This is a genomic window from Nitrospirota bacterium, assembly GCA_015233895.1.
Lineage (GTDB): Bacteria > Nitrospirota > Thermodesulfovibrionia > Thermodesulfovibrionales > Magnetobacteriaceae > Magnetomonas.
Window position 1 is genome coordinate 66,419 of the sequence record JADFXG010000001.1, and the last position, 26,775, is coordinate 93,193.

The 26,775-nt window shown below is 44.2% G+C and carries 25 protein-coding genes and 4 tRNA genes; 25 read left to right on the forward strand and 4 right to left on the reverse strand.

Annotated features, from left to right (window positions below):
* Nucleotides 1–30: 30 nt before the first annotated feature.
* The gene (folK, locus tag HQK88_00290) at nucleotides 31–480 is read left to right on the forward strand and encodes a 2-amino-4-hydroxy-6-hydroxymethyldihydropteridine diphosphokinase (protein MBF0615236.1); all 450 of its coding nucleotides are present in this window, start codon (nucleotides 31–33) and stop codon (nucleotides 478–480) included.
* On the opposite strand, the gene hisH is transcribed toward folK, so the two are convergent.
* Nucleotides 467–1,081 (reverse strand): imidazole glycerol phosphate synthase subunit HisH, encoded by a 615-nt coding sequence (gene hisH / locus HQK88_00295; protein MBF0615237.1) that lies wholly within the window; start codon nucleotides 1,079–1,081, stop codon nucleotides 467–469. The genes folK and hisH overlap by 14 nt on opposite strands.
* Before the next feature lie 79 nt (nucleotides 1,082–1,160).
* Nucleotides 1,161–2,450 (reverse strand): HD-GYP domain-containing protein, encoded by a 1,290-nt coding sequence (locus HQK88_00300; GenBank protein ID MBF0615238.1) that lies wholly within the window; start codon nucleotides 2,448–2,450, stop codon nucleotides 1,161–1,163.
* A gap of 82 nt (nucleotides 2,451–2,532) precedes the next feature.
* Here HQK88_00300 and HQK88_00305 point away from each other — a divergent pair, with 82 nt between their 5' ends.
* The 24 genes from HQK88_00305 (at nucleotide 2,533) to HQK88_00420 (ending at nucleotide 24,797) form a co-directional block, all read left to right on the forward strand.
* On the forward strand, nucleotides 2,533–3,021 hold the full coding sequence (locus HQK88_00305; GenBank protein MBF0615239.1) for a CBS domain-containing protein: 489 nt from the start codon (nucleotides 2,533–2,535) through the stop codon (nucleotides 3,019–3,021).
* Nucleotides 3,021–4,379 carry an ArsB/NhaD family transporter gene (locus HQK88_00310; GenBank protein MBF0615240.1) on the forward strand — a complete coding sequence of 453 codons (1,359 nt, stop codon included), beginning with the start codon at nucleotides 3,021–3,023 and terminating at the stop codon, nucleotides 4,377–4,379. The genes HQK88_00305 and HQK88_00310 overlap by 1 nt, the downstream gene beginning before the upstream one ends.
* A 49-nt stretch (nucleotides 4,380–4,428) precedes the next feature.
* Nucleotides 4,429–4,971 (forward strand): HPP family protein, encoded by a 543-nt coding sequence (locus HQK88_00315; GenBank protein MBF0615241.1) that lies wholly within the window; start codon nucleotides 4,429–4,431, stop codon nucleotides 4,969–4,971.
* An 86-nt stretch (nucleotides 4,972–5,057) separates the two neighbouring features.
* On the forward strand, nucleotides 5,058–5,210 hold the full coding sequence (locus HQK88_00320; protein ID MBF0615242.1) for a hypothetical protein: 153 nt from the start codon (nucleotides 5,058–5,060) through the stop codon (nucleotides 5,208–5,210).
* A gap of 102 nt (nucleotides 5,211–5,312) precedes the next feature.
* Nucleotides 5,313–5,786, forward strand: a complete 474-nt coding sequence (gene greA / locus HQK88_00325; GenBank protein ID MBF0615243.1) for a transcription elongation factor GreA — start codon at nucleotides 5,313–5,315, stop codon at nucleotides 5,784–5,786.
* A gap of 96 nt (nucleotides 5,787–5,882) precedes the next feature.
* Nucleotides 5,883–6,722 carry a VWA domain-containing protein gene (locus HQK88_00330; GenBank protein ID MBF0615244.1) on the forward strand — a complete coding sequence of 280 codons (840 nt, stop codon included), beginning with the start codon at nucleotides 5,883–5,885 and terminating at the stop codon, nucleotides 6,720–6,722.
* Between the two features lie 12 nt (nucleotides 6,723–6,734).
* On the forward strand, nucleotides 6,735–7,553 hold the full coding sequence (locus HQK88_00335; protein MBF0615245.1) for a hypothetical protein: 819 nt from the start codon (nucleotides 6,735–6,737) through the stop codon (nucleotides 7,551–7,553).
* 4 nt (nucleotides 7,554–7,557) lie between these two features.
* Nucleotides 7,558–9,132, forward strand: coding sequence for a tetratricopeptide repeat protein (locus HQK88_00340; GenBank protein ID MBF0615246.1), 1,575 nt, complete (start codon nucleotides 7,558–7,560; stop codon nucleotides 9,130–9,132).
* 217 nt (nucleotides 9,133–9,349) lie between these two features.
* Nucleotides 9,350–9,431, forward strand: a tRNA-Tyr gene (locus HQK88_00345).
* Between the two features lie 7 nt (nucleotides 9,432–9,438).
* A tRNA-Gly gene (locus HQK88_00350) sits at nucleotides 9,439–9,510 on the forward strand.
* Nucleotides 9,511–9,527: 17 nt separating this feature from the next.
* Nucleotides 9,528–9,600 (forward strand) — tRNA-Thr (locus tag HQK88_00355).
* 62 nt (nucleotides 9,601–9,662) lie between these two features.
* Nucleotides 9,663–10,862, forward strand: a complete 1,200-nt coding sequence (gene tuf / locus HQK88_00360) for an elongation factor Tu (protein MBF0615247.1) — start codon at nucleotides 9,663–9,665, stop codon at nucleotides 10,860–10,862.
* 7 nt (nucleotides 10,863–10,869) lie between these two features.
* Nucleotides 10,870–11,022: a 50S ribosomal protein L33 gene (rpmG, locus tag HQK88_00365; GenBank protein MBF0615248.1), complete on the forward strand. Its 153-nt coding sequence runs from the start codon at nucleotides 10,870–10,872 to the stop codon at nucleotides 11,020–11,022.
* Nucleotides 11,023–11,046: 24 nt separating this feature from the next.
* A tRNA-Trp gene (locus HQK88_00370) sits at nucleotides 11,047–11,122 on the forward strand.
* An 84-nt stretch (nucleotides 11,123–11,206) separates the two neighbouring features.
* Entirely contained in the window at nucleotides 11,207–11,392 is a 186-nt protein-coding gene (secE, locus tag HQK88_00375; protein ID MBF0615249.1) for a preprotein translocase subunit SecE, read from the forward strand.
* 4 nt (nucleotides 11,393–11,396) lie between these two features.
* Complete coding sequence (gene nusG / locus HQK88_00380) at nucleotides 11,397–11,921, forward strand: transcription termination/antitermination factor NusG (GenBank protein MBF0615250.1); 525 nt, start codon at nucleotides 11,397–11,399, stop codon at nucleotides 11,919–11,921.
* A 43-nt stretch (nucleotides 11,922–11,964) separates the two neighbouring features.
* Nucleotides 11,965–12,390 carry a 50S ribosomal protein L11 gene (gene rplK, locus HQK88_00385; GenBank protein ID MBF0615251.1) on the forward strand — a complete coding sequence of 142 codons (426 nt, stop codon included), beginning with the start codon at nucleotides 11,965–11,967 and terminating at the stop codon, nucleotides 12,388–12,390.
* A gap of 164 nt (nucleotides 12,391–12,554) precedes the next feature.
* A complete protein-coding gene (locus HQK88_00390) occupies nucleotides 12,555–13,247 on the forward strand; it encodes a 50S ribosomal protein L1 (protein MBF0615252.1) in 693 nt (230 codons plus the stop codon).
* Nucleotides 13,248–13,415: 168 nt separating this feature from the next.
* A complete protein-coding gene (rplJ, locus tag HQK88_00395) occupies nucleotides 13,416–13,934 on the forward strand; it encodes a 50S ribosomal protein L10 (GenBank protein ID MBF0615253.1) in 519 nt (172 codons plus the stop codon).
* A 54-nt stretch (nucleotides 13,935–13,988) separates the two neighbouring features.
* Complete coding sequence (rplL, locus tag HQK88_00400) at nucleotides 13,989–14,369, forward strand: 50S ribosomal protein L7/L12 (protein MBF0615254.1); 381 nt, start codon at nucleotides 13,989–13,991, stop codon at nucleotides 14,367–14,369.
* Nucleotides 14,370–14,467: 98 nt separating this feature from the next.
* On the forward strand, nucleotides 14,468–18,424 hold the full coding sequence (gene rpoB, locus HQK88_00405; GenBank protein MBF0615255.1) for a DNA-directed RNA polymerase subunit beta: 3,957 nt from the start codon (nucleotides 14,468–14,470) through the stop codon (nucleotides 18,422–18,424).
* A gap of 14 nt (nucleotides 18,425–18,438) precedes the next feature.
* Nucleotides 18,439–22,575 (forward strand): DNA-directed RNA polymerase subunit beta', encoded by a 4,137-nt coding sequence (rpoC, locus tag HQK88_00410; GenBank protein MBF0615256.1) that lies wholly within the window; start codon nucleotides 18,439–18,441, stop codon nucleotides 22,573–22,575.
* A gap of 199 nt (nucleotides 22,576–22,774) precedes the next feature.
* Nucleotides 22,775–23,692: a potassium channel protein gene (locus HQK88_00415; protein ID MBF0615257.1), complete on the forward strand. Its 918-nt coding sequence runs from the start codon at nucleotides 22,775–22,777 to the stop codon at nucleotides 23,690–23,692.
* Nucleotides 23,693–23,819: 127 nt separating this feature from the next.
* Nucleotides 23,820–24,797, forward strand: coding sequence for a class II fructose-1,6-bisphosphate aldolase (locus HQK88_00420; protein ID MBF0615258.1), 978 nt, complete (start codon nucleotides 23,820–23,822; stop codon nucleotides 24,795–24,797).
* 75 nt (nucleotides 24,798–24,872) lie between these two features.
* Here HQK88_00420 and HQK88_00425 read toward each other — a convergent pair whose 3' ends face one another.
* Both HQK88_00425 and HQK88_00430 read right to left on the reverse strand, forming a co-directional pair.
* Nucleotides 24,873–25,415 (reverse strand): response regulator, encoded by a 543-nt coding sequence (locus tag HQK88_00425; GenBank protein MBF0615259.1) that lies wholly within the window; start codon nucleotides 25,413–25,415, stop codon nucleotides 24,873–24,875.
* Nucleotides 25,416–25,454: 39 nt separating this feature from the next.
* On the reverse strand, nucleotides 25,455–26,744 hold the full coding sequence (locus HQK88_00430; GenBank protein ID MBF0615260.1) for a response regulator: 1,290 nt from the start codon (nucleotides 26,742–26,744) through the stop codon (nucleotides 25,455–25,457).
* Nucleotides 26,745–26,775: the final 31 nt, after the last annotated feature.

A 26,775-nucleotide genomic window follows, 5' to 3' on the forward strand; every position in this document is an offset into this window, starting at 1 on the left:
CTGTTCAACTTTTTAAGATTATTCCTTCAAATGCAATCTTTCATAAGCATAGGTTCAAACATAGGTGACAGGAAGGCTAATTGCACAAGGGCTGTGCAATTGTTAAACTCAAACGATATAGTGGTTAAAGCAGTGTCAGGCATGTATGAAACCAAACCGTGGGGAGTAACATCGCAGCCGGATTTTATAAATATGTGTGTCGAGATTGAAACCACCCTTCAGCCGACTGAACTTCTGGCTGTTCTTAAAGAGATAGAAAAAATCATGGGGCGCAAGGAGTCTGCCAGATGGGGGCCTCGTGTTATAGACCTTGACATCGTGTTTTATGGGCAGGAGATAATAAACACCCAAAACCTGCAAATCCCACATCCTCACATGCACGAAAGGGATTTCGTACTAATACCGCTTTCTGAGCTTGCACCACGTATGCTGCACCCGGTATTAAATAAGACAGTGGAGGAATTACTCAGGCAGCTTTAACAAATTTACCGAAGTTTTCAAGAATTTTAAGACCGTGTGCCTGGCTCTTTTCTGGATGAAACTGCATAGCAAACACATTGTCTTTCCACACCATTGAAGTAAACTCCACGCCATATGGAGTTACTCCGGAAATTATAGATTGGTCCTCCGGGGAGACATAATATGAGTGGACAAAATAAAAATAGCTGCCATCTTCTATGCCTTCAAAAAGCGGCGGCTTTTTCTTAAACGATACAACATTCCAGCCCATGTGAGGAATTTTAAGGTCTTTATCTTTAAATCTGACAACTTTACCCTTAAAAACTCCCAGTCCTGTTGAGTTACCAAACTCCTCGGACTCTGTAAAAAGCAACTGAAGCCCCAGACATATACCGAGAAACGGTTTTCCTTTTTCAATTGATCGTTTTATAGTTTCAATAAGATCGAGATTTTGCAGATTTACCATACAATCCCTGAAAGCGCCAACTCCTGGAATTACCACCCCCGCAGCATTGTCAATATCACTTGATTTGCTGGTGACAATCGCTTCAATACCAACTTTCAGAAACCCCTTCTGCACACTTCTGAGATTTCCCATGCCGTAATCCAATATAGCTATCATCTCTCTCCCACTATGATAATCTAACAAGCCGCATCAAAGCAAGTGCTAAATCTCAATGCGCTAATGGCAATATACAACTTTAAAAATATTTCTTAATAATACCATTAAGGTAGTCCTCTAAAAAAGAATCCTCCGCTTTACAGAAAGAATCATATAGATTTTTAGATATCTTAAGAAACAGATCAAGCAGGATTGGATCAAAGTGTGTTAATCTCTCAGACTCTAAAATGCTGACAGTGTGTTCGTAAGTGAACGGTTCTTTGTATGGCCTTTTTGAAGTAAGCGCATCAAAGACATCTGCAATAGCAAATATCCTGGCATTGAACGGTATGCTGTCGCCACTTAAACCGGATAAATAACCAGAACCATCAAGTTTTTCGTGGTGGTATTGAACCACATCAACAGAGTCCCTAAGCCAGGTATATTTACCAACAATATCCACGCCGTGATGCACATGCGTTTTCATAATTTCAAACTCATCGTCGGTGAGTTTCCCGGGCTTTAATAAAATATTGTCAGATATTGCAATCTTTCCAATATCGTGAAGAAATGAGCCCTTGATTAAGCTCCTTAAATTATCCTTACTAAGCCCGGCAATTTCTCCAAGTTTAACAGAGTATATGGTTACCCGGTAATTATGAATATTGGTATCACTGTCCCGTTTTGCAATAGCACTGCCAAGAGCAACAAGCATTCCAATGTTTGCCTCAGACAGATCAGTTGAAAGTTTAATCAAATCCTTATTCATTACAATTATTATTGGATAGAGTATGGCAGTGGTTGCAAACACACATATAACCACAAGCAAAAGAGAACCTACTATTAAATCCACAATTGCTTTCATTGTGTTTTCGCCAACTTTATAAATGCCTTCAAAGTAACCTGCAATCGAACCGTCAGGTCCTTTTAGAGGTACAAATACCTGCAAAAAAATCGTACCTGAAACATACAGCCGCTTATAACTGACTGTGTCTCTGAATTGATGAGCCGCATGTTCCCTATTAGCCGCCTTTTCATATCGCTCTACGGTAACAGCATCCGGAGACATTACCTCTACAACTTTCTTTTTGTTCCTGTCGTACAATTCAACTACAATGAAATGCCCCATCTCTATGTGCTTGTGCATGGAATTGGCCAGAGATTGTTTACACTCAGCTTTATCACAATTCAGGTATTCCAATTGAGTTTTATCATGAACCAGTGGTTTTGACTCTCTTTCGGCGAGGTTAGTAACCAATTCGTCAATGCTCTCAAGTTTAATAAAAAACACTATAGCTCCCAATATCAGAGAAAGAATAATCCATCCTGCCGTGAGCCTTATAATAAGTTTTAAATGAATGCTTTTCTGAGTTCTAAATGTTTTTGCCATTAGTGTTATTATATCAGTGTTAAGAGTTTATATCTATTGCTTTTTTGTTATATTCGATAATGTTTAATAAAGGAGGTGTTTTATGAAAGCAAAAGATATTATGGAGGTGGTGTGCCAATCTATAACCCACTCTGATACCATAAAGACAGCGATAAGAAAGATGTTGTGCTCCAGAGGTGCTGAGGGAATAACCAGAGTAAGAGGACTCCATGTTGTGGACGATGATGGACAACTCATTGGAATGCTAAGTATGATAAATATCTTAAAGGCAGTACACCCAAACTATATGGAATTAGGGGAGGATTTAAGTGCATTTACCTGGGATGGTATGCTTGAAACACTTGTGAAAAAAATTGCCGATATGCCAGTTAGCAATATAATGAGTAAAACCACGCTTTATGTAGAGGAAAATGCCCCGCTTATGAAATGCCTGGACATTTTGTTAAAACACAATGTCAGAAGACTTCCTGTAGTAAATGGCCAAAATCAGGTTATTGGTATTATACATATACGAGACTTGTACAATGTAGTAATAAAGACTCTGTTAGATGACGAGTGGGGAGGTAAATGATGCATGAAACAGCTGCACCCCCAGCGTCTGCCGGGGGTTTTGTTTTCTGGGCATCTACGATAATTTTTATTGCGGCTTATGCGGTAATAATGTCTGAGAAAATCCATAAAACTGTTGTAGCCATAGTTGGTGCCTCACTTATCCTAATTCTTGGGATATTAACTCAGCACGAGGCATTTAACGTCGAGGAGCTCGGTGTGGACTGGAACGTGATTTTTCTTCTTATTTCTATGATGATAATAATTAACCTTATGCGGCCTACCGGTTTTTTTGAATACATTGCAATTAAAGGCGCCCGTCTTGGAAAAGGCAACCCCATCCGGATAATGATAATTTTTTCAGTAGTCACTGCAGTGATAAGTGCATTTTTAGACAATGTTACCACGGTTTTACTAATAACACCGGTTACTATTCTTATAGCGGACGCATTAGATGTGGATCCGGTGCCATTTCTTATCATGGAGGCTATCGCATCCAATATCGGAGGAACAGCAACGCTCATAGGGGATCCGCCAAACATCATGATTGCCTCAAAAGCAAAATTTGTTTTTATGGATTTTATCGTACATCTCACTCCAATAATTGTTTTAATTATGGTTGTGCTAGTTGTCGTAATAAAAATAGTATTTGGCAATAAACTTAAGACTACGGATGAAAAGAGACAAAGAATACTTCAAATGAATGAAAACGATGCCATCAAAGACCCAGCCATGCTCAAAAAATCTCTGTTTGTGTTAGCACTTGTGCTCACAGGGTTTGTTTTTCACGGTAAACTTCACTATGAACCGGCAACGATAGCGCTTTTTGGCGCCGGACTTCTGCTCTTACTGTCAAAAGTCCGTGAGCCGCACCACATACTTGCGGAGGTTGAATGGCCTGAGATTTTCTTTTTTATAGGGCTTTTTATATTAGTCGGAGGCGTGGTAAAGGGCGGTCTTGTTAATTTCCTGTCACTTAAAATGCTTGCGCTTACTCACGGAAATCTTTTTGGTACGAGTATGGTGGTTTTATGGTTTTCAGCAATAGCATCGGCAATTATTGATAACATTCCTTTTGTTGCCACAATGAATCCCCTGATAATTGACATGGCACATCAACTTTGGCCAAATCTTGACGGCGTTGCACTTGTTCAACACAAAGACCTGATGCCTGTGTGGTGGTCGCTGGCACTGGGAGCGTGTCTGGGAGGTAACGGCACAGCTATCGGCGCCACAGCCAATGTTATCGTGGTCGGAATGGCTGAAAAGGCAGGACGAAAGATTTCTTTTATACGCTTTCTCGCTTATGGATTTCCAATTATGATTCTGACCGTTTTTATATCTATGATGTATATTTGGCTACGGTACTATCTTTTATAGATGACACACTATTTGCCTTAACAAGAGTAAATCAGCTACAATAGACAGCATGTTAGAGGATTATCTCAGTAAGATGAAAGGCAAGGCTGTTTCACCTGCAAGGGTGAGTATGTCAGAGGTTGTCTGGTCATGGACAGGGGCGTTTCTGGGTATTTTGGCAGTAGCCTATATCAGCTATAACATTATAGCTGGTACCGGTTTTACGATGATAATAGGCTCATTTGGGGCATCTGCGGTATTAATCTACGGAGCAATAAAGAGCCCTCTTGCTCAACCCAGAAATCTGATAGGCGGCCATGTAATTTCAGCCATAATCGGCGTCACATGTTATAAGTTGTTTCATATCCACATGTGGTTAGCAGCTCCGCTAGCTGTTGCAACAGCTATTGCTGTCATGCACATGACACGCACTCTTCATCCTCCGGGTGGTGCAACTGCTCTGATAGCAGTAATTGGCGGCAAAACTGTAAATGATCTTGGGTTTATGTATGCTCTGGTGCCTGCAGGTGCAGGAGCTGTTATTATGCTTATTATCGCACTTATAGTAAATAATATTCCAAAAACAAGAAACTACCCGGAATACTGGTTTTAGTGTGATTGTTTTCTTACCGGCAGTAAAAGTGGTAAAATACAGTTTAAATTGAGTGAGCTTACGTTATGTACGTGGGGGACTTAAGGATGCAGTCAGATGATGAGCAGCCAACAGAGGAGGCAATTGTGCGTCTTGTTAAAAAGCTTCAGGAGCAGTTTGAGAAAAGTACACAGCTTGATGCTGCTATAATGAAAAACCTTGAGCAACTTATAAAAAACCACAAGGAAGCTGGTCAATGAAATTCGGCTACCCAATGTACAGCCATAAACTATATTATTGCTTTTTTCTTTATAATAAATAAGCGGGAATGCCCGCACTGAGGAGCACCTGGAGGAACTTTGATGGAAAGAATACCTATGACACCCGATGGCTACAAAAAGCTTAAAGATGAACTGGACAGACTTCTAAAGGTGGACAGGCCGCAAAACATAAAAGACATAGCCACGGCAAGGGCACACGGTGATCTGTCTGAAAACGCCGAGTACCATGCAGCTCGGGAAAAGCAGTCTTTCTTAGAGGGCAGAATTCAGGAGCTTCAGTCAAAAACCGCTATGGCACAGGTAATAGACCCATCAAAAGTCAAACATGACAAGGTTGCTTTTGGCGCTAAGGTTAAGCTCTTTGATCTTGAAACAGATGAGGAGAAGGAATACTTTCTTGTCGGCCCGGATGAGACGGATGTAAAAGACGGGAAAATATCCATCACATCTCCGGTTGCAAAAGCGCTTCTTGGTAAAGAGGTCGGGGATGAGGTTACAATTAAGGCACCTGCAAAGACTTTCAAGTACGAGGTGGTTGAAATCATCTTTGAATAGCACTTTTTATGTAATATACATTGATTTGTATTTCCCAATATGATATTATCAACGAGGCGTCAGTCAGCCTGAATGATGAGTGTGAGGGGAGATAACATTATGTATAGTGTTGAAATAAGCCGCAGTAATCCGGGATGTTTTCTGTTTTTAATAGATCAGTCTGGCTCTATGGGTGACCCCTTTGGCGGAAACCCAACGCTCTTAAAAAGCCACGGTGTCGCTGATGCTGTTAACAGGCTTCTTTCCAATCTCGTCATTAAATGCTCTAAAGACGACGGCATCAGAAACTATTTTGAGGTGGGCGTCATTGGCTATGGAAATCCGGATGTCTCCTCTGCTTTTATGGGGACGCTTGCCGGGCGTGAGCTTGTAAAAATAGAGGAAATCGGCAACAATCCTCTTAGAATAGAAGAGCGCCTCCAGCAAATATCCGCAGCCGATGGCGAGACAGTTCAAAAGAGCGTAAAATTCCCCGTCTGGATTGAACCCCTCGCCCGTAATGGCACGCCAATGTGCAAGGCTTTTGACACGGCTCGCTCTATTTTAGAAAGATGGATAGCCTTGAACCTTAATAGCTATCCCCCGATTATTATAAATATCACAGACGGCGATGCCACTGATGGTAACCCCATCCCGTATGCACGCGACCTCATGCGCCTTAATACAAATGACGGCAACGTGCTGCTTTTTAACATTCATATCTCTAATCAACACTCAGTGCCAATTATATATCCCGATAAAGCCCCCACTATCTCAGACCAGTACGCCGCTCTTTTGTTTGAAATATCAAGTCTCCTGCCTGATACCTTTATTACCGCAGCCCTTAACGACGGCTATGCCGTTAATCAGCAAAGCAGAGGGTTTGGGTTCAACGCTGACCTTATTTCCCTGATTAATTTTATTGATATAGGAACCAGAGTCGGAATGTTACGATAGGACATCTCTATTATGAAGTTTTTACCTTTGTCCTCAGTCAAAAAGAGAAATGCTGTTTTTTTCAATAAATTCATTATGGATTTCCACAACTATTACACCCCAAAAAACGGCAACTCGATGGAGGATTACGAGGATGCCTGCGCTTATAGTGAAGAGAGTCTGTGTTTTTGTCTGTCCGATGGCGCTACGGAATCTCCGTTTTCTAAAGAGCTGGCAACTTTGCTTGTTAACAACTTTGTACGCCAGCCAATTCCCAATGATAATTTAAAACAGGCTCTGCTTCATACTGTCATTCAGTCTCAACCCCTCTGGCACGATATACTGAAGGACAAACAGCTCCCGTGGTATGCAGAGCAAAAAATATCCACAGGCTCACATGCCACTTTTACAGGGCTTCGCCTTACCGTACTCCCTGCCAAATCCCTTAAAGACAAACTGAAAAGGGTTGTCAAAATCAAATGGGAAACTGTTGGGGTTGGAGATTCTTGTTTTTTTATCGTACGCAATGATGAATTATTTAAAGCCTTTCCTATTGGCAAAGTTGAGGACTTTAATAACACGCCTCCGCTTATCTCAAGCATTGAGCCACTGACAGAAGAGAACATTGCTTATGACTCAGGGATTATTCAAAAAGGCGACAAACTGTATCTAATGACAGATGCCATAGCGCTGTGGTTTTTAAAGTCCTCCATAAACGGCGATAAACCATGGGATACGCTCCAGAGTATTGACAGCATGGAGACCTTTATCTCCTTTGTTGATACACTGAGAGCCGGCAAAGAAATTAAAAATGACGACGTATCCTGCATAATGATGAACTTTAAGCCCTGAAATTATGAAGAAATACCCTCTCCCTGACCAATACAACAAGGCGGTTCAAAACCCCGAACTGTGTTTCACAGACCCAGAGCTAAGAGCCGGCGCTATCGAATTAAACAAACTAGGGCTTCCCTTTGTAAGATGCGGTAATTTCTCCTCCGTATATAAAATCATACTGCCGGATAAGGAACTTGCTGTAAAGTGTTTTTTTAATTACTACACGGATATAAAGTACCGTTACGAACGCATTTCTGAATACCTTCATACGATCAACTCTCCGTATTTTATAGATTTCCAGTATCAGGAGGATGGAATCAGGGTTAATGGGAAAAACTATCCGCTGCTTTCTATGGGCTGGATTACCGGCACATCGTTCGACAAATATATAGAGGAGTGTATAAAAACCGGAGACACCGGCAAAATTACCGCTCTCAGAGACTCCTTTGTTTCCATGTGCAGGCAGTTGAGAAAGGATAAGACTGCTCACGGAGACCTTCAACACGCAAACATCATAGTGACCCCAGGTGGGCTTAAACTCATAGATTACGACGGTATGTATGTGGCCTCTGTGACACTTACGCAAAGTAACGAGGTAGGGCACCCTAACTACCAGCACCCTAAAAGGACCCGCTTCCACTACAGTGAGACGATGGATAACTTCAGCGTCATGGTTATTCATACCGCACTAACGGCGTTAATCTATAAACCTGCTCTGTGGGAGAGGTATTTTAATGGCGATAACCTGATTTTTTCTGAAAAAGATTTTTCTAACACTAACCAATCCCCGCTGTTTAGGGAACTGCTCTCCTCGGATGTACTTAAAACACAGGTCACGGTGCTTGCTAAAACCTGTCTGCTGCCTTGTGAAAAATCACCGGATTTTTTATCACTTTTGAATGCTGACGGCTCAATCAACACCGGCCTTCTGCCAGAGGAAATACAGATACAACCGGAAAGCGTAAGTCCTGTAAGTACCAGCCATATTCCCTCAGCTTCAGGCGATATGACAATTTGTCCAAACTGCAAAAGCGCTCAAAACGCAATTGGAATTTTCTGTAACAGTTGCGGCTATTCGCTGATAAACGAAAAACCCCCTCAATTGATAACCATTCAACCCGCTAAGCAGTTTAAATTCCCAAAATTTAAAACTATAGCGCTTTATTTTTTGGTGTTTTCTTTAGTCCTGTTTCTGTACGATAACACAAAAACAGGGCCTGTCAAAAAAATTACTTTTGATGATGTTTTAACCATCGCAGAACAAATTTTTGCTAAGGGTAAAATGGAAAAACTCACAAAGGCTATTGAGGCAGACCCGGTTAATCCCTCCTCATACTATCAAAGAGCAATGGAGTATGTTAAAGCCGGAAACTACGACAAAGCTATAGAGGATTTTACAAAGGTTTTGAAGTATGAACCTCAAAATGCTAAGGCATACTTTAATCGCGGTGTGGCATTCGGCATGCTTGGGTTTCACAAAGAAGCTGTCTCAGACTACATCGAGGCCGCAAAACTTGGCCTTAAACCCGCTCAGGATTTCCTTGACTCTAAAAATATCGCATGGAAACCGGACAGCAGTAAAGAGCTAAAATAAGGAATTTTTAAAAAGATTAATCTTTGTTATGTACTACACTAAAAAAATTTTCTTTTTAAAATAATGCCGTTTATGTTAATATTAACGTTGTGACTTAAAAAGAATTCTAAAAAAAGAAAAAATCATGTTGACAACAAATATAAAAAACTATATAATTATCAATTCTATGCAAAGCAGACATTAAAAATGTATGCAGGAACAGGTAAATAACGTCTATGGAGAGGTTCCCGAGCGGCCAAAGGGGACGGGCTGTAAACCCGTTGACTCAGTCTTCGGAGGTCCGAATCCTCCCCTCTCCATTTATTTGCGGGAGTAGCTCAGTGGTAGAGCGTCAGCCTTCCAAGCTGAGGGCCGCGGGTTCGAATCCCGTTTCCCGCTCTGAATCAGGGCTTTTTGCCCATGTAGCTCAGTCGGCAGAGCACATCCTTGGTAAGGATGAGGTCACCGGTTCGATTCCGGTCATGGGCTTCAGTTTATACGATACAGACGGTTGGTTTAATAGAGATAACTACTAAGGAGGTAGAGAAGAGATGGCAAAGGCTAAGTTTGAAAGGACAAAGCCGCACGTCAATGTTGGCACGATAGGGCACGTTGACCACGGTAAGACAACACTGACGGCGACGATAACCAAGGTGTTGGCAATGAAGGGGCAGGCGAAGTTTACAGCCTACGATCAGATAGATAATGCACCGGAGGAAAAGGCAAGAGGTATAACAATAGCAACGGCGCACGTTGAGTACGAGACGGACAACAGGCACTATGCGCATGTGGACTGTCCTGGGCATGCTGACTATGTAAAGAACATGATAACCGGGGCGGCACAGATGGATGGAGCAATCCTAGTGGTGAGTGCCGCTGATGGCCCTATGCCGCAGACGAGGGAGCACATCTTGTTGGCACGGCAGGTGGGAGTGCCCTGTATAGTGGTGTTTATGAATAAGACAGACATGGTGGATGACCCTGAGCTCATTGAGCTGGTGGAGCTTGAGATACGAGAGCTGCTCAGCAAGTATGGGTTTCCCGGGGATGAGATACCGATAGTAAAGGGCAGTGCGTTAAAGGCAATAGAGAGCACGGCAACAGAGCCGTCAGCGCCCGAGTACAAGTGTATAGCGGAACTGATGGATGCGGTGGATGCGTATGTACCACAGCCACAGAGGCCGTTGGATAAGCCATTTTTGATGCCGATAGAGGATGTATTTTCAATAAGCGGCAGAGGGACGGTAGTAACAGGCAGAGTGGAGCGTGGCATAGTCAAAGTGGGTGAGGATGTAGAGATAGTGGGGATATCAGCCACAAGAAAGTCGGTAGTGACCGGGGTGGAGATGTTTAGGAAACTTCTTGATGAGGGGCGAGCCGGAGATAACATAGGAGCGCTTTTAAGAGGAGTGGGCAAAGATGAGGTAGAAAGGGGCCAGGTGTTAGCGAAACCTGGCAGCATAACGCCGCACACTAAGTTTAAGGCAGAGGCATATGTGTTGACAAAGGAGGAGGGCGGCAGACATACGCCGTTTTTTAAGGGATACAGGCCGCAGTTTTACTTCAGGACGACAGATGTGACAGGAGTGTGTGAGCTGCCAGAGGGAGTGGAGATGGTAATGCCTGGTGATAACATAAGCATAAAAGTGGAGTTAATAGCGCCGATAGCAATGGAAAAGGAACTGCGTTTTGCAATCCGTGAGGGTGGCAGAACAGTTGGTGCCGGTGTTGTTACAGAGGTTTTGGAGTGATTACGATATGAGAGATATAATACTGCTTCAATGCACAGAGTGTAAGAGTAAGAACTATGCAACAAGAAAAAACAAGAAGAACACGACCGATAAGATCGTGCTAAAGAAGTATTGCAAATTTGACCGTCGCCACACAGACCATAAGGAGACGAAATCCTAATTGAATAAAAACGGTTCTTTGCACAGGCCAGTAGCTCTAACGGTAGAGCGTCGGTCTCCAAAACCGAGGGCTGGGGGTTCGAATCCCTCCTGGCCTGCCAGTGTTATTGCATGTGGGGTACACAACCCTCTTCAAAAAGCTGTGTATGTGTGTTTGTTGTGAATAAAAGGTAAGGAATAAGGAAATGGTTGAAAGAATTAAAGCATTTTTAAAAGAGGTAAAGATAGAAACAAAGAAGGTTGTGTTTCCAGGCCGTGAGGAGTTGATAGGCTCTACATGGGTAGTGGTGATATTTGTTATAATAGTGTCGTTTTTCTTAGGCATTGTTGATTTAGGCTTGACAAAAATGATGCAAAATTTGATAAGGTAGGCAGATGGCTAAACAGTGGTACGTAGTGCACACGTATTCGGGATACGAGGAAAAGGTGAAATTGTCTATAGAAGACAAGGTTGAGCGTGCAGGGCTGCAAGAACAGATAAGCCGCGTGCTGATTCCCACCGAACGTGTCGTAGAAATCAGAAGGGGCAAAAAGACCGAGAGTGATAAGAAGTTCTACCCAGGCTATATCCTTGTTGAAATGCAGCTTAATGATGAAACATGGCACATGGTAAAAACAATCCCCAGAGTGACAGGTTTTGTAGGCGGCCAGCACCCCGTGTCGCTTCCCCCTGAGGAGGTGGAGGTTATCCTTCAGCAGCAGGAAAAGGGTGTCGGCACAGAGGTCAAGATGCAGTACGAAAAGGGTGAAAACGTGAGAATCGTTGACGGCCCGTTTTCTAACTTTAACGGATATGTTGATGAGATTGATATGGACCACGGCAGGCTTAAAGTCATGGTCAGCATATTTGGGCGGCAGACGCCTGTTGAGTTAAATTTCTATCAGGTGGAAAAGGCCTGATTACATCAATGAGATAAAGATAACCGAGGAGGAGTAACAATATATGGCAAAAGAAGTAAAAGCAATGGTGAAAATCCAGATAAATGCTGGTAAGGCGAACCCGGCGCCGCCCATAGGGCCAGCACTAGGCCCGCATGGGGTTAACATAATGGATTTCTGTAAGCAGTTTAACGCTAAAACTCAGACTATGGGGGAAACTATTGTCCCCGTTGTCCTGACCATATACAAAGACAGAACCTTTACATTTATAACAAAAACACCCCCTGCCTCAGAGCTTGTGAAAAAAGCTGCCGGTATCATCAAAGGCTCAAGCGTTCCCAACAAAGAAAAGGTAGGCAAAATTACTATGGAGCAGGTCAGGGAGATTGCAAAGACCAAGATGCCCGACCTAAATGCCTATGGAGTGGAGGAGGGCGTTAGGATTATAAGCGGCACAGCCCGCAGCATGGGTGTTGATATCATAGGATAACGCCATGTAGCAGTCAGAAGCATAACGAGGCGGCAAGGAGAAAGCGACGCCTCCCCTTACAGGGGATTCCCCTTTAGGGGAGACGTTGAGGAGCTTTTGAGGATGCCAACGAAGTTAGGCGATAGAATGCTGCTTGGTATAAGGGTTCTTTAGGAGGACTACTGATGGGTAAGAAGTACGAGTTAGTAAAAAGTAAGGTGGAGCCCAAAGAGCTCACGCTTGAGGATGCCATAGAGGCCCTTAAGTCGCTTAAGTATGTTAAGTTTGACGAAACGGTGGATATTGCCCTGAACCTTGGGGTTGATCCTAGAAAAAGCGACCAAATGGTCAGAGGCTTTGTGGTGCTTCCGCATGGAACAGGGAAAACAGTGAAAGTGCTTGTGTTTGCTAAGGGTGAAAAGCAAAAAGAGGCAACCGATGCCGGTGCTGATTTTGTAGGGGCTGAGGACATGATTGAAAAGATTCAGAAGGGATGGCTTGATTTTGATAAAGCTGTGGCAACTCCGGATGTTATGGGAGCTGTCGGTAAGCTTGGTAAGCTGCTTGGCCCGCGCGGGCTTATGCCTAACCCAAAATCCGGCAGTGTGACTTTTGACGTAGCCAAGGCCGTTAAAGAGATAAAGGCTGGTAAGGTTGACTACAGAGTGGAGAAAGCGGGCATTATTCATATGCCGGTAGGAAAACTCTCCTTCAGCACGACATCTCTTGTGGAAAATATCAAAACGGCAGTTGACTCTGTCATTAAGGCAAAGCCTCAGACAAGCAAAGGGAAATATTTAAAAAGGCTCGTGGTTACCTCTACGATGGGCCCGGGTCTAAAGGTGGATTTCAACTCCGTAACATTAACAAGAATTTGAGTTTAAAACGGTCGGAGACGACAGGTACTGCGCTGTTTAATGGGATGAATATATCCTGCCTGTTGAGACTGGATGGTCAAAAAGCCCTCACAGGTGCCCGATAGGGCCAATGTGTGTGTTCCAGCCAAAGTCTCCTGCTGTAAATTCTTTTAAAAAGAAGGAACTGATATGAACAAACAGGAAAAAGAAGTGGTAGTGTCCGAATTAAAGGACAAATTCAGCCGCTCAAAGTCCGTTGTGTTTACAAACTACACTGGGATGACTGTGGCTGATCTATCGGACTTACGGGTTAATTTACGAAAGAGCAATATTGAGTACAAGGTGGTTAAAAACACTCTTGCCAAATTAGCCTGCGAGGGAACGGCCATTGAAAGCACTAAGAGCATTTTTACCGGCCCTGTTGGGTTGGCTATTGGCTACGATGATCCAATATCGGTCTCAAAGCGGGTGTTTGAGTACGCTAAGGGTAACGACAAGTTTAAGGTCTTAAACGGTTTTGTTGAGGGGCGGGTTTTTGACGCAAAGGATTTAAAGAAGATATCGGAGCTTCCACCCCGCGAGGTATTACTTTCTCAGGTGGCAGGTTGCATGTCTGCGCCCGCAACTAAAATGGCATCTCTTCTTGATGCAACAGTAAGTAGAATGGTTAACGCGCTAAATGCGCTAAAAGACAAAAAAACAAATTAAAACGGAGACTATGATTATCTCTGAAAAATATTCCTTTGAGGAGGCAAAATTAAGATGGCTTCAGTAACAAAAGAGCAGGTGTTTGAGTTTTTTGACAATATGACAATCCTTCAGATGTCGGAATTTATCAAGGAGTTTGAGGAAAGATACGGTGTAACGGCACAGGCTGCGGTAGCAGTAGCGGCAGCCCCGGCAGCGGCAGAGGCAGCTCCGGTTGAGGAAAAGACCAGCTTTGACGCAATACTGGCCTCGGTTGGCGACAAGAAGATTCAGGTAATAAAAGTGGTAAGAGAGCTTACCGGTCTTGGGCTTAAAGAGGCAAAAGAGCTTGTTGATACAGCTCCTAAGGAAATAAAAACCGGAGTGTCCAAAGAAGAGGCTGAAAACATCAAGGCCAAAGTAGAGGAGCAGGGAGCTAAAGTAGAAATCAAGTAGCGAATATTCCCATTGGCTGTTATATCCTACATAAAATACAGGCTTTTTCCTCACAACTGAAGGATTAAAAGCCCCGATAAAAAAACTTAAGGAGTAACATGGCAAGGGCACAAAGACAAGAAAGGGTTAACCTGGGTAAGGTTGCCAGGGTACTTGATGTACCCTATTTAATAGAAATACAGAGAAGATCGTATGAGGTATTTTTACAGAAAGAGCTAACGCATGAACTGAGAAAAAATGCAGGGCTGGAGTCTGCTTTTAGAAGCGTCTTTCCCATTGTAGATTACAACGAGACCGCCTCTGTTGAGTATCTGGGCTACTATCTTCTTGAGCCGAAGTACAGGGTCAGGGAGTGTGTCCATAAGGGACTTACCTATTCAGCGCCGATAAAAATCCGGGTCAGGCTGAATCTGTGGGAAACCCCGGAGGATGGCAAAAAGGTAGAAGACGACAAGAAAATGCTTAAAGAGTCCCGTGAAGAGGAGGTCTATATAGGGGAGATTCCCCTTATGACTGACACTGGCTCATTTGTAATAAACGGGATAGAACGTGTCATTGTAAGTCAGCTTCACCGTTCACCAGGAGTGTTTTTTAACACTGACAAAACAAAAACCCACACAAGTGGCCGGCTACTCTACACCGCAAGGGTTATTCCCTCCAGAGGTTCATGGCTGGACTTTGAGTTTGACACTAAAGACATTCTATACGTTCGTATTGACAGAAGAAAGAAGCTGCCGGCAACCATTGTGCTAAAGGCACTGGGTTATAAGAATGAAGACCTGCTAAAGATATTCTATCCGATAGAGACGATAAAGATACTTGGCAGAAATGAATTCAGCCGTAAAGTGTCTTCAATACTCTCTGGCAACAAGGCAAGCACTACTATTTTAGACCCTAAGAGCAAAGGCACACTGCTTGTAAAAGAGGGTGCAAAAATCACAAAAGCAGCCATCAAACGCCTTCAAAACGCTGGAATTGAGGAGATCCCGATTCTAAGGGATGAGGTCATAGGGCGCTACAGCCTAAACGACGTGGTTGACCCTGAAACTGGTGAAATCATCGTGGAGGGTAATGAGGTTATCACAGAGGACAATCTTAACAAAATTCTTTCTCTGCCGATAGAAACTCTTGATTTGCTTTTCATTGATAATGTCCGCTACCTGTCCTCACTGAGGGATACCCTTTTGATGGATAAGATAAACACCAAAGAGGATGCCCTAATAGAGATATACAAAAAGATGAGACCCGGTGAGCCTCCTACTCTTGAGGCATCTAAAGCACTGTTTGCCGGTTTGTTTTTTGACGAAAAACGCTATGACCTTTCCCCGGTAGGCAGGCTTAAGGTCAATAAACGGCTTGGTCTTGACACCCCCATGGATAACACGGTTCTTACCGATAACGACATTATTGAAATCATAAAGTACCTGCTTGCGCTAAGAACCGGCCAGGGCGAGGTGGATGACATTGACCATCTCGGCAACCGGCGGGTAAGAAGCGTGGGCGAGCTGCTTGAAAACCAGTTCCGCATAGGACTGATACGGATGGAACGCGCCATTAAGGAAAAAATGATGATCATAGACATAAAAGATATAATGCCTCATGACATCATAAACGCAAAACCCGTGATGGCAGCGGTTAAGGAGTTCTTTGGCTCAAGCCAGTTGAGCCAGTTTATGGACCAGACCAATCCGCTTTCTGAAATAACCCATAAAAGAAGGCTATCGGCTCTTGGCCCTGGAGGACTTACCCGTGAGCGCGTTGGATTTGAAGTTAGAGACGTTCATCCAACCCACTACGGCAGAATCTGCCCGATTGAGACCCCTGAGGGCCCAAACATCGGGTTAATTGTCTCACTGGCCAGCTATGCCCGTATTAACGAGTACGGATTTCTTGAAGCCCCCTACAGAAAGGTGGTTAACGGCAGAGTGACAGGAGAGATTTTGTTTCTTTCCGCCATAGAGGGTGAGAAATTTGTAATAGCAGAGGCGACATCTCCTTTTGATAAGGACGGGCATCTGATAGGAGAGGCGATTTCGGCAAGAATCGCGGGCGACTTAAAAATATTCACCCCTGCAGAGATTAGCTACATGGATGTCTCCCCAAAACAGATAGTGGGTGTTTCAGCCTCACTGATACCGTTTCTGGAAAACGATGACGCTAACCGTGCTCTTATGGGCTCTAACATGCAAAGACAGGCAGTCCCCCTGACCTATACGGAGTCTCCAATTGTGGGAACCGGTATGGAGTTTGTTGCGGCAAGGGACTCAGGAGCTTGCATTACGGCACGGCGGTCGGGAACTGTGGAAAGTTTGGATTCTAACAGAATAGTGATAAGGGTGGCGGATGAGGGGGGGGTGGATATCTATAATTTGGTTAAATTCACACGTTCCAATCAAGCCACTTGTATAAATCAGCGCCCGATAGTGGAGGTGGGTGCAAAGGTTACTGCCGGGGATGTGATAGGCGACGGGCCATCAACGGATATGGGAGAGCTGGCGCTGGGGAAAAACGTGCTTGTTGCATTTATGCCCTGGGGCGGCTACAATTTTGAGGATGCCATCCTGTTAAGTGAACGGCTTGTAAAAGACGATGTCTTTACATCGGTGCACATAGAGGAGTTTGAAGTCGAGGCAAGAGACACAAAGCTTGGCCCTGAGGAAATCACCAGAGATATTCCTAATGTCGGTGAAGATTCACTGGCCAATCTTGACGAAAGCGGAGTCATTTACGTTGGGGCTGAGGTAAAACCCGGTGATATTCTGGTCGGTAAGATAACCCCCAAGGGTGAGACTCAATTGACTCCGGAGGAAAAGCTCCTTCGAGCGATATTTGGTGAAAAAGCTGAGGAGGTTAAGGAAAGCTGTCTTTACGTTCCTCCAGGCATTAAGGGCACAGTGGTGGATGTTAAAGTATTTACACGGCGCGGAATAAAAAAGGATGCCAGAGCCAAAGCTCTGGAAGATGATGAGATACGGGGACTTCAGAGGGATTTTGAAGAGGAGACCCGGATAGTCAGTCAGGAGCTCTACAATAAGGTAAGAAAACTGCTGCAAGGTAAGATAGTCCTTGAGGATGTAAAGGATCAGTCAAACAAAGAGTTTATCTGTAAGAGCGGTGACATTTTGGACACTAAAATGCTGGAAGCGTTATGGGATAAGAAGATAGTGCGCCTGAGCGTTGACGATGAGCATGTCACTAATGAGATAGAGGAGCTCAACAAGAAGGTTAAAGACTACCTGAAAAATCTCCAGGTACGGTATGACGAACGAATAGAGAGATTGAAAAAGGGAGACGAACTGCCCCCCGGAGTCAATAAACTCATAAAGGTCTATATTGCTATGAAGCGTAAGATACAGGTCGGGGATAAGATGGCAGGGCGGCATGGCAACAAGGGTGTTGTAGCTATGGTGCTTCCTGAGGATGACATGCCCTACTTGCCCGATGGTACGCCGGTAGAAGTGGTGTTAAACCCGCTTGGTGTGCCCTCAAGAATGAACGTTGGCCAGATACTTGAAACACACCTTGGTATGGCCGCAAACGCTCTTGGTATAAAAGTGGCAACTCCAGTTTTTGAAGGCGCCACTGAAGAGGACATACGCGAGATGTTAAAGAAAGGCGGGCTTTCTGAAACAGGCCAGTCAATCCTCTGTGACGGTAAAACCGGCGAGGCCTTTGAACGCCCGGTTACGGTAGGGTATATGTACATGTTAAAGCTCCATCACCTGGTAGAGGACAAGATACATGCCCGTTCCATAGGGCCGTACTCGCTTGTGACTCAACAGCCTCTGGGCGGCAAGGCACAGTTTGGCGGTCAAAGGCTCGGTGAAATGGAGGTGTGGGCTCTTGAAGCGTACGGAGCCTCCTACACCCTTCAGGAGTACTTAACAGTTAAAAGCGATGATGTCAGTGGCAGGGCTAAAATGTACGAGGCAATTGTTAAGGGCGATGCCACCCTTGACCCGGGAGTGCCGGAGTCGTTCCACGTACTTATAAAGGAGCTTCAGAGCCTTTGTCTTGATGTTGAACTTCTTGAGAAAAAGAACAAGGGGGGATAAACTTGTCAGAATCTATGTTTGGTATGTACCACGAACCGAAGAGCCAGAAGGAGTTTGATGCCGTAAGGATAATGCTGGCTTCGCCGGAGAGAATCAGAGAGTGGTCGTTTGGAGAGGTCAAAAAACCTGAGACAATAAATTACAGGACTTTTAAGCCTGAAAAGGACGGGCTCTTCTGTGCCAAAATTTTTGGGCCGGTAAAAGACTGGGAGTGTATTTGCGGAAAGTATAAGAGAATGAAACATCGCGGCGTGGTGTGCGATAAGTGCGGCGTCGAGGTTATACACGCAAAGGTAAGGCGAGAACGTCTTGCTCACATAGAGCTCTGTACTCCGGTTGCTCATATATGGTTTTTAAAGGGTGTTCCCAGCCGCATAGGGCTGCTTTTGGATATGACTATGAAAAACCTTGAAAAAGTCCTCTACTTTGAAAGTTATGTGGTAATTGACCCAGGGGACACCCCCCTTAAGGAAAAACAAGTTCTCACAGAGGATGAGTACAAGAAAAACAGCATGGAGCTTGGTAACAGGTTTAAGGCAGGTATGGGAGCCGAGGCTATCAAAGAGCTGCTAAAGAAGGTGGAGTTGGTCTCCCTTGATACCGAACTTAAGATGAAAATCCATGAGGTCACATCCATTGGGATAAAAAAACGTATCACTAAGCGTCTGAAAATTGTTGAGGATTTCATATCCAGCGGCAACAAGCCGGAGTGGATGATTCTTGACGTAATCCCTGTACTTCCCCCTGATTTAAGGCCTCTTGTGCCGCTTCAGGGAGGCAGATTCGCCACCAGTGATTTAAATGACCTCTACCGCAGGGTTATAAACAGAAACAACAGGCTAAAGCGTTTAATGGAACTAAAAGCGCCAAGCGTTATAGTTAAAAACGAAAAACGAATGCTTCAGGAATCGGTGGACTCCCTGTTTGATAACACAAAAGGGGCTAAGGTACCCAAAGGTTCAACCAAACGATCCCTTAAATCCCTTAGCGACATGATAAAGGGTAAGCAGGGGCGTTTCAGACAAAACCTTCTGGGTAAACGTGTTGATTACTCCGGGCGTTCGGTTATCGTTGTAGGCCCTGACCTTAAACTCCACCAGTGCGGAATACCCAAGCTTATGGCACTTGAGCTTTTTAAGCCTTTTGTTTTCAACAAACTTGAGGATAAAGGATATGTCACGACAATAAAACAGGCGAAAAAGTTTGTTGAGATGGAACGCCCTGAGGTCTGGGATGCCCTTGAAGATGTTATCAAAGAGCATCCGGTTCTTTTAAACAGGGCGCCGACCTTGCACAGGCTTGGCATACAGGCCTTTGACCCTGTGCTTATAGAGGGAAAAGCTATAAAGCTGCACCCTCTTGTCTGTACATCGTATAATGCAGACTTTGACGGCGATCAGATGGCAGTGCACGTGCCGCTTTCCATTGAGGCACAGGTAGAGGCAAGAGTGCTTATGATGTCTATAAACAATCTGCTCTCTCCGGCAAGCGGAAAGCCCATAGTGCTTCCCACCCAGGATATGGTACTGGGCATCTACTACCTGACCAAGGAAAAGGCTGGGGCAAAGGGTGAGGGCAAGATATTCTCCTCGCCGGATGAGGTGCGTATTGCCTATGACAACACAGTTGTCACTGAACATGCAAAGATAACAGTTTATATAAACGGGGAAAAGATATCAACAACGGTTGGCAGAGTGCTGTTTTATGAGATAGTTCCTGCTGAGGTGCCATTTCAGGAAATCAACCGGGTGCTTACCAAAAAAGAGGTGCAAAAGGTAATAGACTATGCTCATAAGTACGCTGGGAAGAGAAAGACCGTGTTGTTTCTTGATGAACTAAAGAGACTTGGCTTTGAGTATGCGACAAGGTCCGGAATTTCCATCTGTATCTCAGATATGCACGTGCCGTCGAAAAAGCCAGAAATACTCAAAGGCGCTGAGAAAGAAGTCATGGAGGTATATAAACAGTACTCTGATGGTCTTATAACTCAGGGCGAGCGGTACAACAAGGTTATAGATATATGGGCAAATGTAACAGAGAAAGTGGCTGAGGTTATGATGGCAGAGTTGGGAGCTGAGGAGGGCAAAACATTCACACCGGAGGAAATCGAAAAAAGCCGGGCCTTTAACAGCGTCTTTATGATGGCTGACTCAGGAGCCAGAGGCTCTGCGGCACAGATCCGCCAGCTTGCCGGTATGAGAGGCCTTATGGCAAAGCCATCGGGAGAGATCATAGAAACTCCGATTACAGCCAATTTCCGTGAGGGGCTCTCTCCGCTTCAGTACTTTATCTCAACCCACGGCGCTCGTAAGGGATTAGCCGATACGGCTCTAAAAACCGCCAACTCCGGTTATCTTACAAGGAGACTGGTCGATGTGGCCCAGGATGTGATAATTACCGAGGAGGACTGCGGCACTGATGACGGAATTATGATAACTGCCCTTATCGAAGGCGGTGAGATAATACAGCCCCTTGAGGAAAGACTGCTTGGGAGAATCTCTGCTGAGGACATCCGTGACCCTGTAACTAAGGAGATTATTCTGCCACGAAACGGCGACATAGATGAAGAGATGGTTATACGAATAGTTGAGGCCGGTATAGACAGGGTCAAGATTCGTTCCGTGCTGACCTGCCAGACACGCTTTGGTATCTGTATGAACTGCTATGGCAGGGATTTGGCAAGAAACGAGCGGATTCAAATGGCCGAGGCTGTGGGAATCATAGCGGCACAGTCTATCGGAGAGCCAGGAACGCAGCTTACCATGAGAACCTTCCACATCGGTGGTGCTGCTACAAAGATAATTGAGCAGGCAGTCCTTAGCGTTAAGCACTCGGGGACAGTCAAGTTTGTTGATGTTAACTCTGTCATAAACCGTGACGGATTGCACGTGGTAATGAACCGCAACGCTTTTATAGCGGTTGTGGATGAAAGTGGCCGTGAGAGGGAAAAACACAACATCGTGTATGCTGCGAAATTGCTCGTAAAGGATGGCGATAAAGTACAGATCGGGCAAAAGATAGCCGAGTGGGACCCGTATTCCACCTCGATTTTGACTGAGGTTGGAGGACGTGTTGCGTGGGGAGACGTTGAGGAGGGTGTGACGGTTAAGGAACAGGTTGACGAAATAACCGGACTTTCCCATAAACTCATAGTGGACTTTCCTACGCATTTAGACCTGAGGCCAAGAATTTCGATAAAGGATGAGCACGGGAAAGCGACTCTGAAACTCTCCAGCGGCATACCAGCGCGTTACATGCTCCCAGTAGGGTCAAACATTCTGGTAGAAAAAAACGATCTTGTCGCTCCCGGAGATGTTTTAGCGAAAATTCCAAGAGAGACTGTTAAGACAAAGGACATAACCGGAGGTCTTCCCAGAGTTGCCGAATTATTTGAAGCACGTAAACCAAAAGAGCCCACTCTTGTTTCAGAAATAGACGGCGTTGTGGAGTTTGTATCAACACAAAAGGGCTCACGAATGGTTAAAGTGCGCGGCGGGGATGTGGTTAAGGAGTACACAATCCCAAAGGGTAAGCATGTGACGGTTCACGAGGGTGACTGGGTAAAAGCCGGCGAGGCTCTTATGGATGGCGCTGTAAATCCCCATGATATTTTAGACATCCTGGGTCCTACAGAGCTTCAGCGCTATCTTGTGGATGAGGTTCAGAAGGTTTACCGCTTGCAGGGTGTTTCAATTAACGACAAGCACATAGAGATAATCATCCGGCAGATGATGAGAAAGGTGCGCATAGAAGACCCCGGTGACACTGAGCTTATGATAGGCGATCAGGTGGACAGGATGGAGTTTCAGGAGCTAAACGCTGTAATAATGTCTGACGGTAAGAGGCCTGCAATAGGTAAGCCTCTGCTTCTTGGCATAACAAAGGCCTCACTGACTACCTACAGCTGGGTATCTGCAGCATCGTTTCAGGAAACCACACGGGTGCTCACAGACGCGGCCCTTAGCGGCGGAGTGGATGAGTTACGTGGCCTAAAGGAAAATGTCATCATGGGCAAAATAATCCCGTGCGGCACTGGTATGGAAAAGTACAGAAACACGTACGTAAAGCGCGAATCGGATGAAATAAAGAAGGAACTGGAAGTGCAACAGGAAGAGGTGGATGTGCATGATGAACCGGTGTTAGAAACATAATATATTAAGGGAGGGCACTGCCCTCCCTTAAATCCACCCATATCCCCCTAACCCCTGGTTTTTGGCAGCTTTTGGCTGCTGCTTGCTATAAAACGGAGACAATAATGTGATACATCAGCCCGCAGGAGAGTTAAGAAAGCAGCTTATAATATCGGCATCACTGTTATTTGCGATACTGACCACAGGAACATTTGGTTACATGGCTGTAGAGGGATGGAATGCGTTTGATTCTTTTTATATGGTGGTTATAACGCTTGCAACAATTGGTTTTCAGGAAGTTCATCCGCTTAGCAACGAGGGGCGGGCTTTTACGATTTTTTTAATTTTTTCAGGAGTTGGAATATTAGCTTACAATGTCAACGTGGCTTTGCGGGCATTGTTTGAAGGGGAGTTTCAAAAAATCCTCGGGAGGAGGAAGTTGGAAAAAAAGATAAAAGAGATCAAGGATCACTATATAATCTGCGGTTTTGGCAGAATGGGCAGGATAATATGCAAGGAGTTAAGGTCATGCTGGGTGCCTTTTGTCGTCATAGATCAGGAAATTGCAAAACCTGATGAGGATGAGGACTATTTGTTTTTAGCCGGAGATGCAACACACGATGAGGTTTTAAAGATGGCTGGTATAGAGAGAGCAAAGGGAATAGTCTCGGTGTTGTCAACCGATGCGAATAATCTTTTTGTAGTGTTGTCAGCGCGTGTGTTAAATCCATCTTTAAAGATAGTGGCAAGAGCAGTGGAGGAAAGCACTGAATTGAAGCTTCTCAGGGCAGGGGCTGACAGAGTGGTGGCGCCATACAATATAGGAGGGCTTAAGATAGCGCAAACTATACTTAAGCCAGCTGTAGTGGATTTTTTGGAGTTTGCCACTTTAAGCGGTAACATAGCGCTTCAGATGGAGGAGATTCCGGTAAAAGGGACATCGGTGTTTGTAGAAAGAACTGTTGCAGAGACAGAAATTGGAAGAAAGTTTGGCATTATAATAGTAGCCATAAAGCGCTCAGACGGAGAAATGTTGTTTAATCCAACCCATAAAACCATAATCAAAACCGGCGATGTTCTCATAGCCCTTGGAGAGGTAAATAAACTTAACGAGGTAGAAAAGCTTGCGGGTAATTAAACTTCTTACTTGCTAATTCTATTTAAAAGATGATTAAACTTGACAAAAAGACTGCATGTGAATTACCATCATCAGAGAAACATAATCAATCTTTTGAGATTGTAAAAACATATAAACGGAGGAAAACATGGGAACAGTAAAGTACACTGAGCTTGGTCTTGTTAACACCAAAGAGATGTTCAAAAAAGCCATGGAAGGACACTATGCCATTCCGGCTTATAATTTCAATAATCTTGAGCAGCTTCAAGCCATCGTTATTGGATGTGTTGAGTCTAAATCACCAGTTATAGTACAGGTATCAAGCGGAGCAAGAAAGTATGCCAATCAGACACTTTTGCGTTATCTGGCAATGGGTGCGGTACAGATGATGAAAGATATGGGCGGCAATATCCCAATAGCCCTTCACCTTGACCACGGAGACACGTTTGAACTGTGTAAATCATGTGTGGATACTGGTTTTTCCTCAGTAATGATAGACGGCTCTCATCACCCCTATGATGAAAACGTAGCGCTTACTAAAAAAGTTGTTGAATATGCCCATGCCAACAACGTGACGGTAGAGGGAGAGCTTGGCGTGTTAGCCGGTATTGAGGACGATGTGTCGTCAGAGGTCAGCCACTATACAAAGCCTGAAGAGGTTGAGGATTTTGTAAAAAAGACCGGAGTGGACAGTCTTGCTATATCAATTGGAACATCGCATGGAGCATTCAAGTTTAAAGTAAAGCCTGGTGAGGAGCCACCGCCTCTTCGTTTTGATATTTTAGAGGAGGTACAAAAGAGAATACCTGGTTTTCCGATAGTCCTTCACGGCGCATCCTCAGTTATTCAGGAGTACGTGGAAATGATAAATAAGTATGGTGGAAAGATGGATAACGCAGTAGGCGTCTCAGAGGAGCAATTAAGAAGAGCAGCTAGCTCAAACGTTTGCAAGATAAACATAGATAGTGACGGAAGGCTGGCAGTTACTGCAATAATAAGAAAAGTTTTTGCCGAAAAACCTGGAGAGTTTGATCCAAGAAAGTACCTGGGACCGGCCAGAGACGAACTGGTAAAGATGATAAAGTACAAAAACGAAAAAGTGTTAGGAAGCGCCGGTAAGGCTTAGTTTCAAATAAAGAAGGGGAAGGACACTGTCCTTCCCCTTACGTAAATTACATTTTTAGAAAAACTATTGTATTTCCTATTTTAGCTCGTCAAGCAGCCCTTTTACCGCCTCTAACAGTTCCTCAGGGTTTACGGGCTTATCCAAAAACAGCTCAGGGAGCGATATGTATGGTTTTATTTTTGCATCTTTATCGCGGAACTGTTCTATCATCCGTTCTCTTTCAAATAACAGCATTTTACGATAAGATGTAAAGCGCAGGAAAAACTTGTCTATCTTACTATCTACACTATCCAATAGCCCCTGCATCTCTTTTATTATATCCTCGTTATCTATCTCATTTCGCGCCTGCTCAATAAAAGCCATTGCAGAGCTTAATATGATGACGGGTATGTTTCGTAATTCTTTTCTGCTTTTTAAATCCTGTAGGGTACTTATTCCATTTTTCCGTGGCATCATTATATCCAATATAATAATGTCCGGCTTTTCTTCTTTTGCCTTTTTAAATCCCACCTCTCCGTTTTCTGCTAAAAGCACAGAATACCCGTTCTGTTCTAACACTATAGAAAGGAATTTCCTTGCGGCCTCGTCATCATCCACTACCAACACTCGTTTACTCATAACACTCCTCCTTTTGTCTAATTTTTTTTAATTTAATATTTAAACTAATTTGCTTAAAAGCTCCTTTTTAGCAAGCGGGAGCTTTATTTGAAACGTTGTACCTTTTCCTATCTCTGAATATACATCCAGTTTTCCGCCATGTTCTTTTATTATTTTCTTTGTTATTGAAAGCCCAAGTCCGTTACCCCTTGAGTGTTTTGTAGAGTAAAACAGGTTATATATGCGTGCGATATCCTCTTGTTTAATACCGCATCCGTTGTCCTCCACCTCTATGACGGCACAGCTCTCGCCTGTAAAATGAGTGCGCACAGCCACCCGTCCAAATTCACAGTCATCTGCTGTGAATATCTTATCTTTACAAGCATCCACGGCATTAGAAAGCAGATTCAGGACGGCAGTGTGAAGAGCATATTGATCAAACAACACATCGGGCAGTGTTTCATCAGTTTCAGCAGTTATCTCAACAGGTTTGCTCTCTGTAGAAGTGTGCTTGACTTCATAAGATTTGACAATTTCATTTATCAGTGTGTTTAGTGAGCCAGGCTTTAACTGAAGCTTATTAAACCGGGACAGACTAAGCAGATCGGACGTAAGAGTTTCCATTCTGGAAATACCAATTTTCGTTATATCCCAGCCCTGTTTTACCAAATCCACATTATTGCTTTTCAGTGCAGAATCTATTAAGTATTTGCCGCCTTTAAGTGCATTAAGAATGTTCTTGGCACCGTGCATTATCTGCGATATTGCAAGTCCCATTGCTGCCTGTTGTGCCTGTTGAGCGGCTATTTTTTCTGCCTCAAGCCGTTTTTGAAATTCCTCGGCAAGCGCCTTGCCAGCTTTCTCTAAATCCATGATGTCTCTGTAAGAGCGCAGGCAGGTAATAAGCGCTGTATATAACTTTTGTATGGTTAGATCGCTCTTTTCCAAAAATCCGTTAATATCATAATCAACGATTACTGACTTTTCAGGAGCAATACCGGGCTGCCCGGTTCTTAACAAAATCCTTACGTAACGATTTTTTAACTCATCCCTGATGTACTTAACAAGATTTAAGCCTGCAAGATCATCCTCCATGACCACATCAAGAAGTATAACAGCTGTGTCTGCGTTATCGCATAGAATCAACTTTGCCTGAGCAGCAGAAAATGCAAACAGAAGTTCTAACTCCTTGTCCTGAAAAACAAAACCTGCAAGCGCCGACTTTGTAGCCCTCTGAAGCTCAGCGTCATCATCTACAACTAACACTTTCCAGAAATCTCTGACAGTGCCAGCCTCTCCGGCTCTGTCATCCTCCTCAAAAAACGAATATGCATCTTCTGTGTCTTTCATAATCAATTCTCTTTAATTAAGCCGCGGCGGC

Bases quoted from the DNA above. Each gene is read 5' to 3' on its own strand.
- rplK (MBF0615251.1), top strand. From the start codon at position 11,965: ATGGCAAAAGAAGTAAAAGCAATGGTGAAAATCCAGATAAATGCTGGT.
- folK (MBF0615236.1), top strand. From the start codon at position 31: ATGCAATCTTTCATAAGCATAGGTTCAAACATAGGTGACAGGAAGGCT.
- HQK88_00300 (MBF0615238.1), bottom strand. From the start codon at position 2,450: ATGGCAAAAACATTTAGAACTCAGAAAAGCATTCATTTAAAACTTATT.
- rpmG (MBF0615248.1), top strand. From the start codon at position 10,870: ATGAGAGATATAATACTGCTTCAATGCACAGAGTGTAAGAGTAAGAAC.
- secE (MBF0615249.1), top strand. From the start codon at position 11,207: ATGGTTGAAAGAATTAAAGCATTTTTAAAAGAGGTAAAGATAGAAACA.
- tuf (MBF0615247.1), top strand. From the start codon at position 9,663: ATGGCAAAGGCTAAGTTTGAAAGGACAAAGCCGCACGTCAATGTTGGC.
- HQK88_00310 (MBF0615240.1), top strand. From the start codon at position 3,021: ATGCATGAAACAGCTGCACCCCCAGCGTCTGCCGGGGGTTTTGTTTTC.
- HQK88_00335 (MBF0615245.1), top strand. From the start codon at position 6,735: ATGAAGTTTTTACCTTTGTCCTCAGTCAAAAAGAGAAATGCTGTTTTT.
- HQK88_00305 (MBF0615239.1), top strand. From the start codon at position 2,533: ATGAAAGCAAAAGATATTATGGAGGTGGTGTGCCAATCTATAACCCAC.
- rpoB (MBF0615255.1), top strand. From the start codon at position 14,468: ATGGCAAGGGCACAAAGACAAGAAAGGGTTAACCTGGGTAAGGTTGCC.
- HQK88_00340 (MBF0615246.1), top strand. From the start codon at position 7,558: ATGAAGAAATACCCTCTCCCTGACCAATACAACAAGGCGGTTCAAAAC.
- nusG (MBF0615250.1), top strand. From the start codon at position 11,397: ATGGCTAAACAGTGGTACGTAGTGCACACGTATTCGGGATACGAGGAA.
- hisH (MBF0615237.1), bottom strand. From the start codon at position 1,081: ATGATAGCTATATTGGATTACGGCATGGGAAATCTCAGAAGTGTGCAG.
- HQK88_00420 (MBF0615258.1), top strand. From the start codon at position 23,820: ATGGGAACAGTAAAGTACACTGAGCTTGGTCTTGTTAACACCAAAGAG.
- HQK88_00315 (MBF0615241.1), top strand. From the start codon at position 4,429: ATGTTAGAGGATTATCTCAGTAAGATGAAAGGCAAGGCTGTTTCACCT.
- HQK88_00320 (MBF0615242.1), top strand. From the start codon at position 5,058: ATGCAGTCAGATGATGAGCAGCCAACAGAGGAGGCAATTGTGCGTCTT.
- rplJ (MBF0615253.1), top strand. From the start codon at position 13,416: ATGAACAAACAGGAAAAAGAAGTGGTAGTGTCCGAATTAAAGGACAAA.
- HQK88_00425 (MBF0615259.1), bottom strand. From the start codon at position 25,415: ATGAGTAAACGAGTGTTGGTAGTGGATGATGACGAGGCCGCAAGGAAA.
- HQK88_00415 (MBF0615257.1), top strand. From the start codon at position 22,775: ATGGCTGTAGAGGGATGGAATGCGTTTGATTCTTTTTATATGGTGGTT.
- HQK88_00430 (MBF0615260.1), bottom strand. From the start codon at position 26,744: ATGAAAGACACAGAAGATGCATATTCGTTTTTTGAGGAGGATGACAGA.
- rpoC (MBF0615256.1), top strand. From the start codon at position 18,439: ATGTTTGGTATGTACCACGAACCGAAGAGCCAGAAGGAGTTTGATGCC.
- HQK88_00390 (MBF0615252.1), top strand. From the start codon at position 12,555: ATGGGTAAGAAGTACGAGTTAGTAAAAAGTAAGGTGGAGCCCAAAGAG.
- rplL (MBF0615254.1), top strand. From the start codon at position 13,989: ATGGCTTCAGTAACAAAAGAGCAGGTGTTTGAGTTTTTTGACAATATG.
- greA (MBF0615243.1), top strand. From the start codon at position 5,313: ATGGAAAGAATACCTATGACACCCGATGGCTACAAAAAGCTTAAAGAT.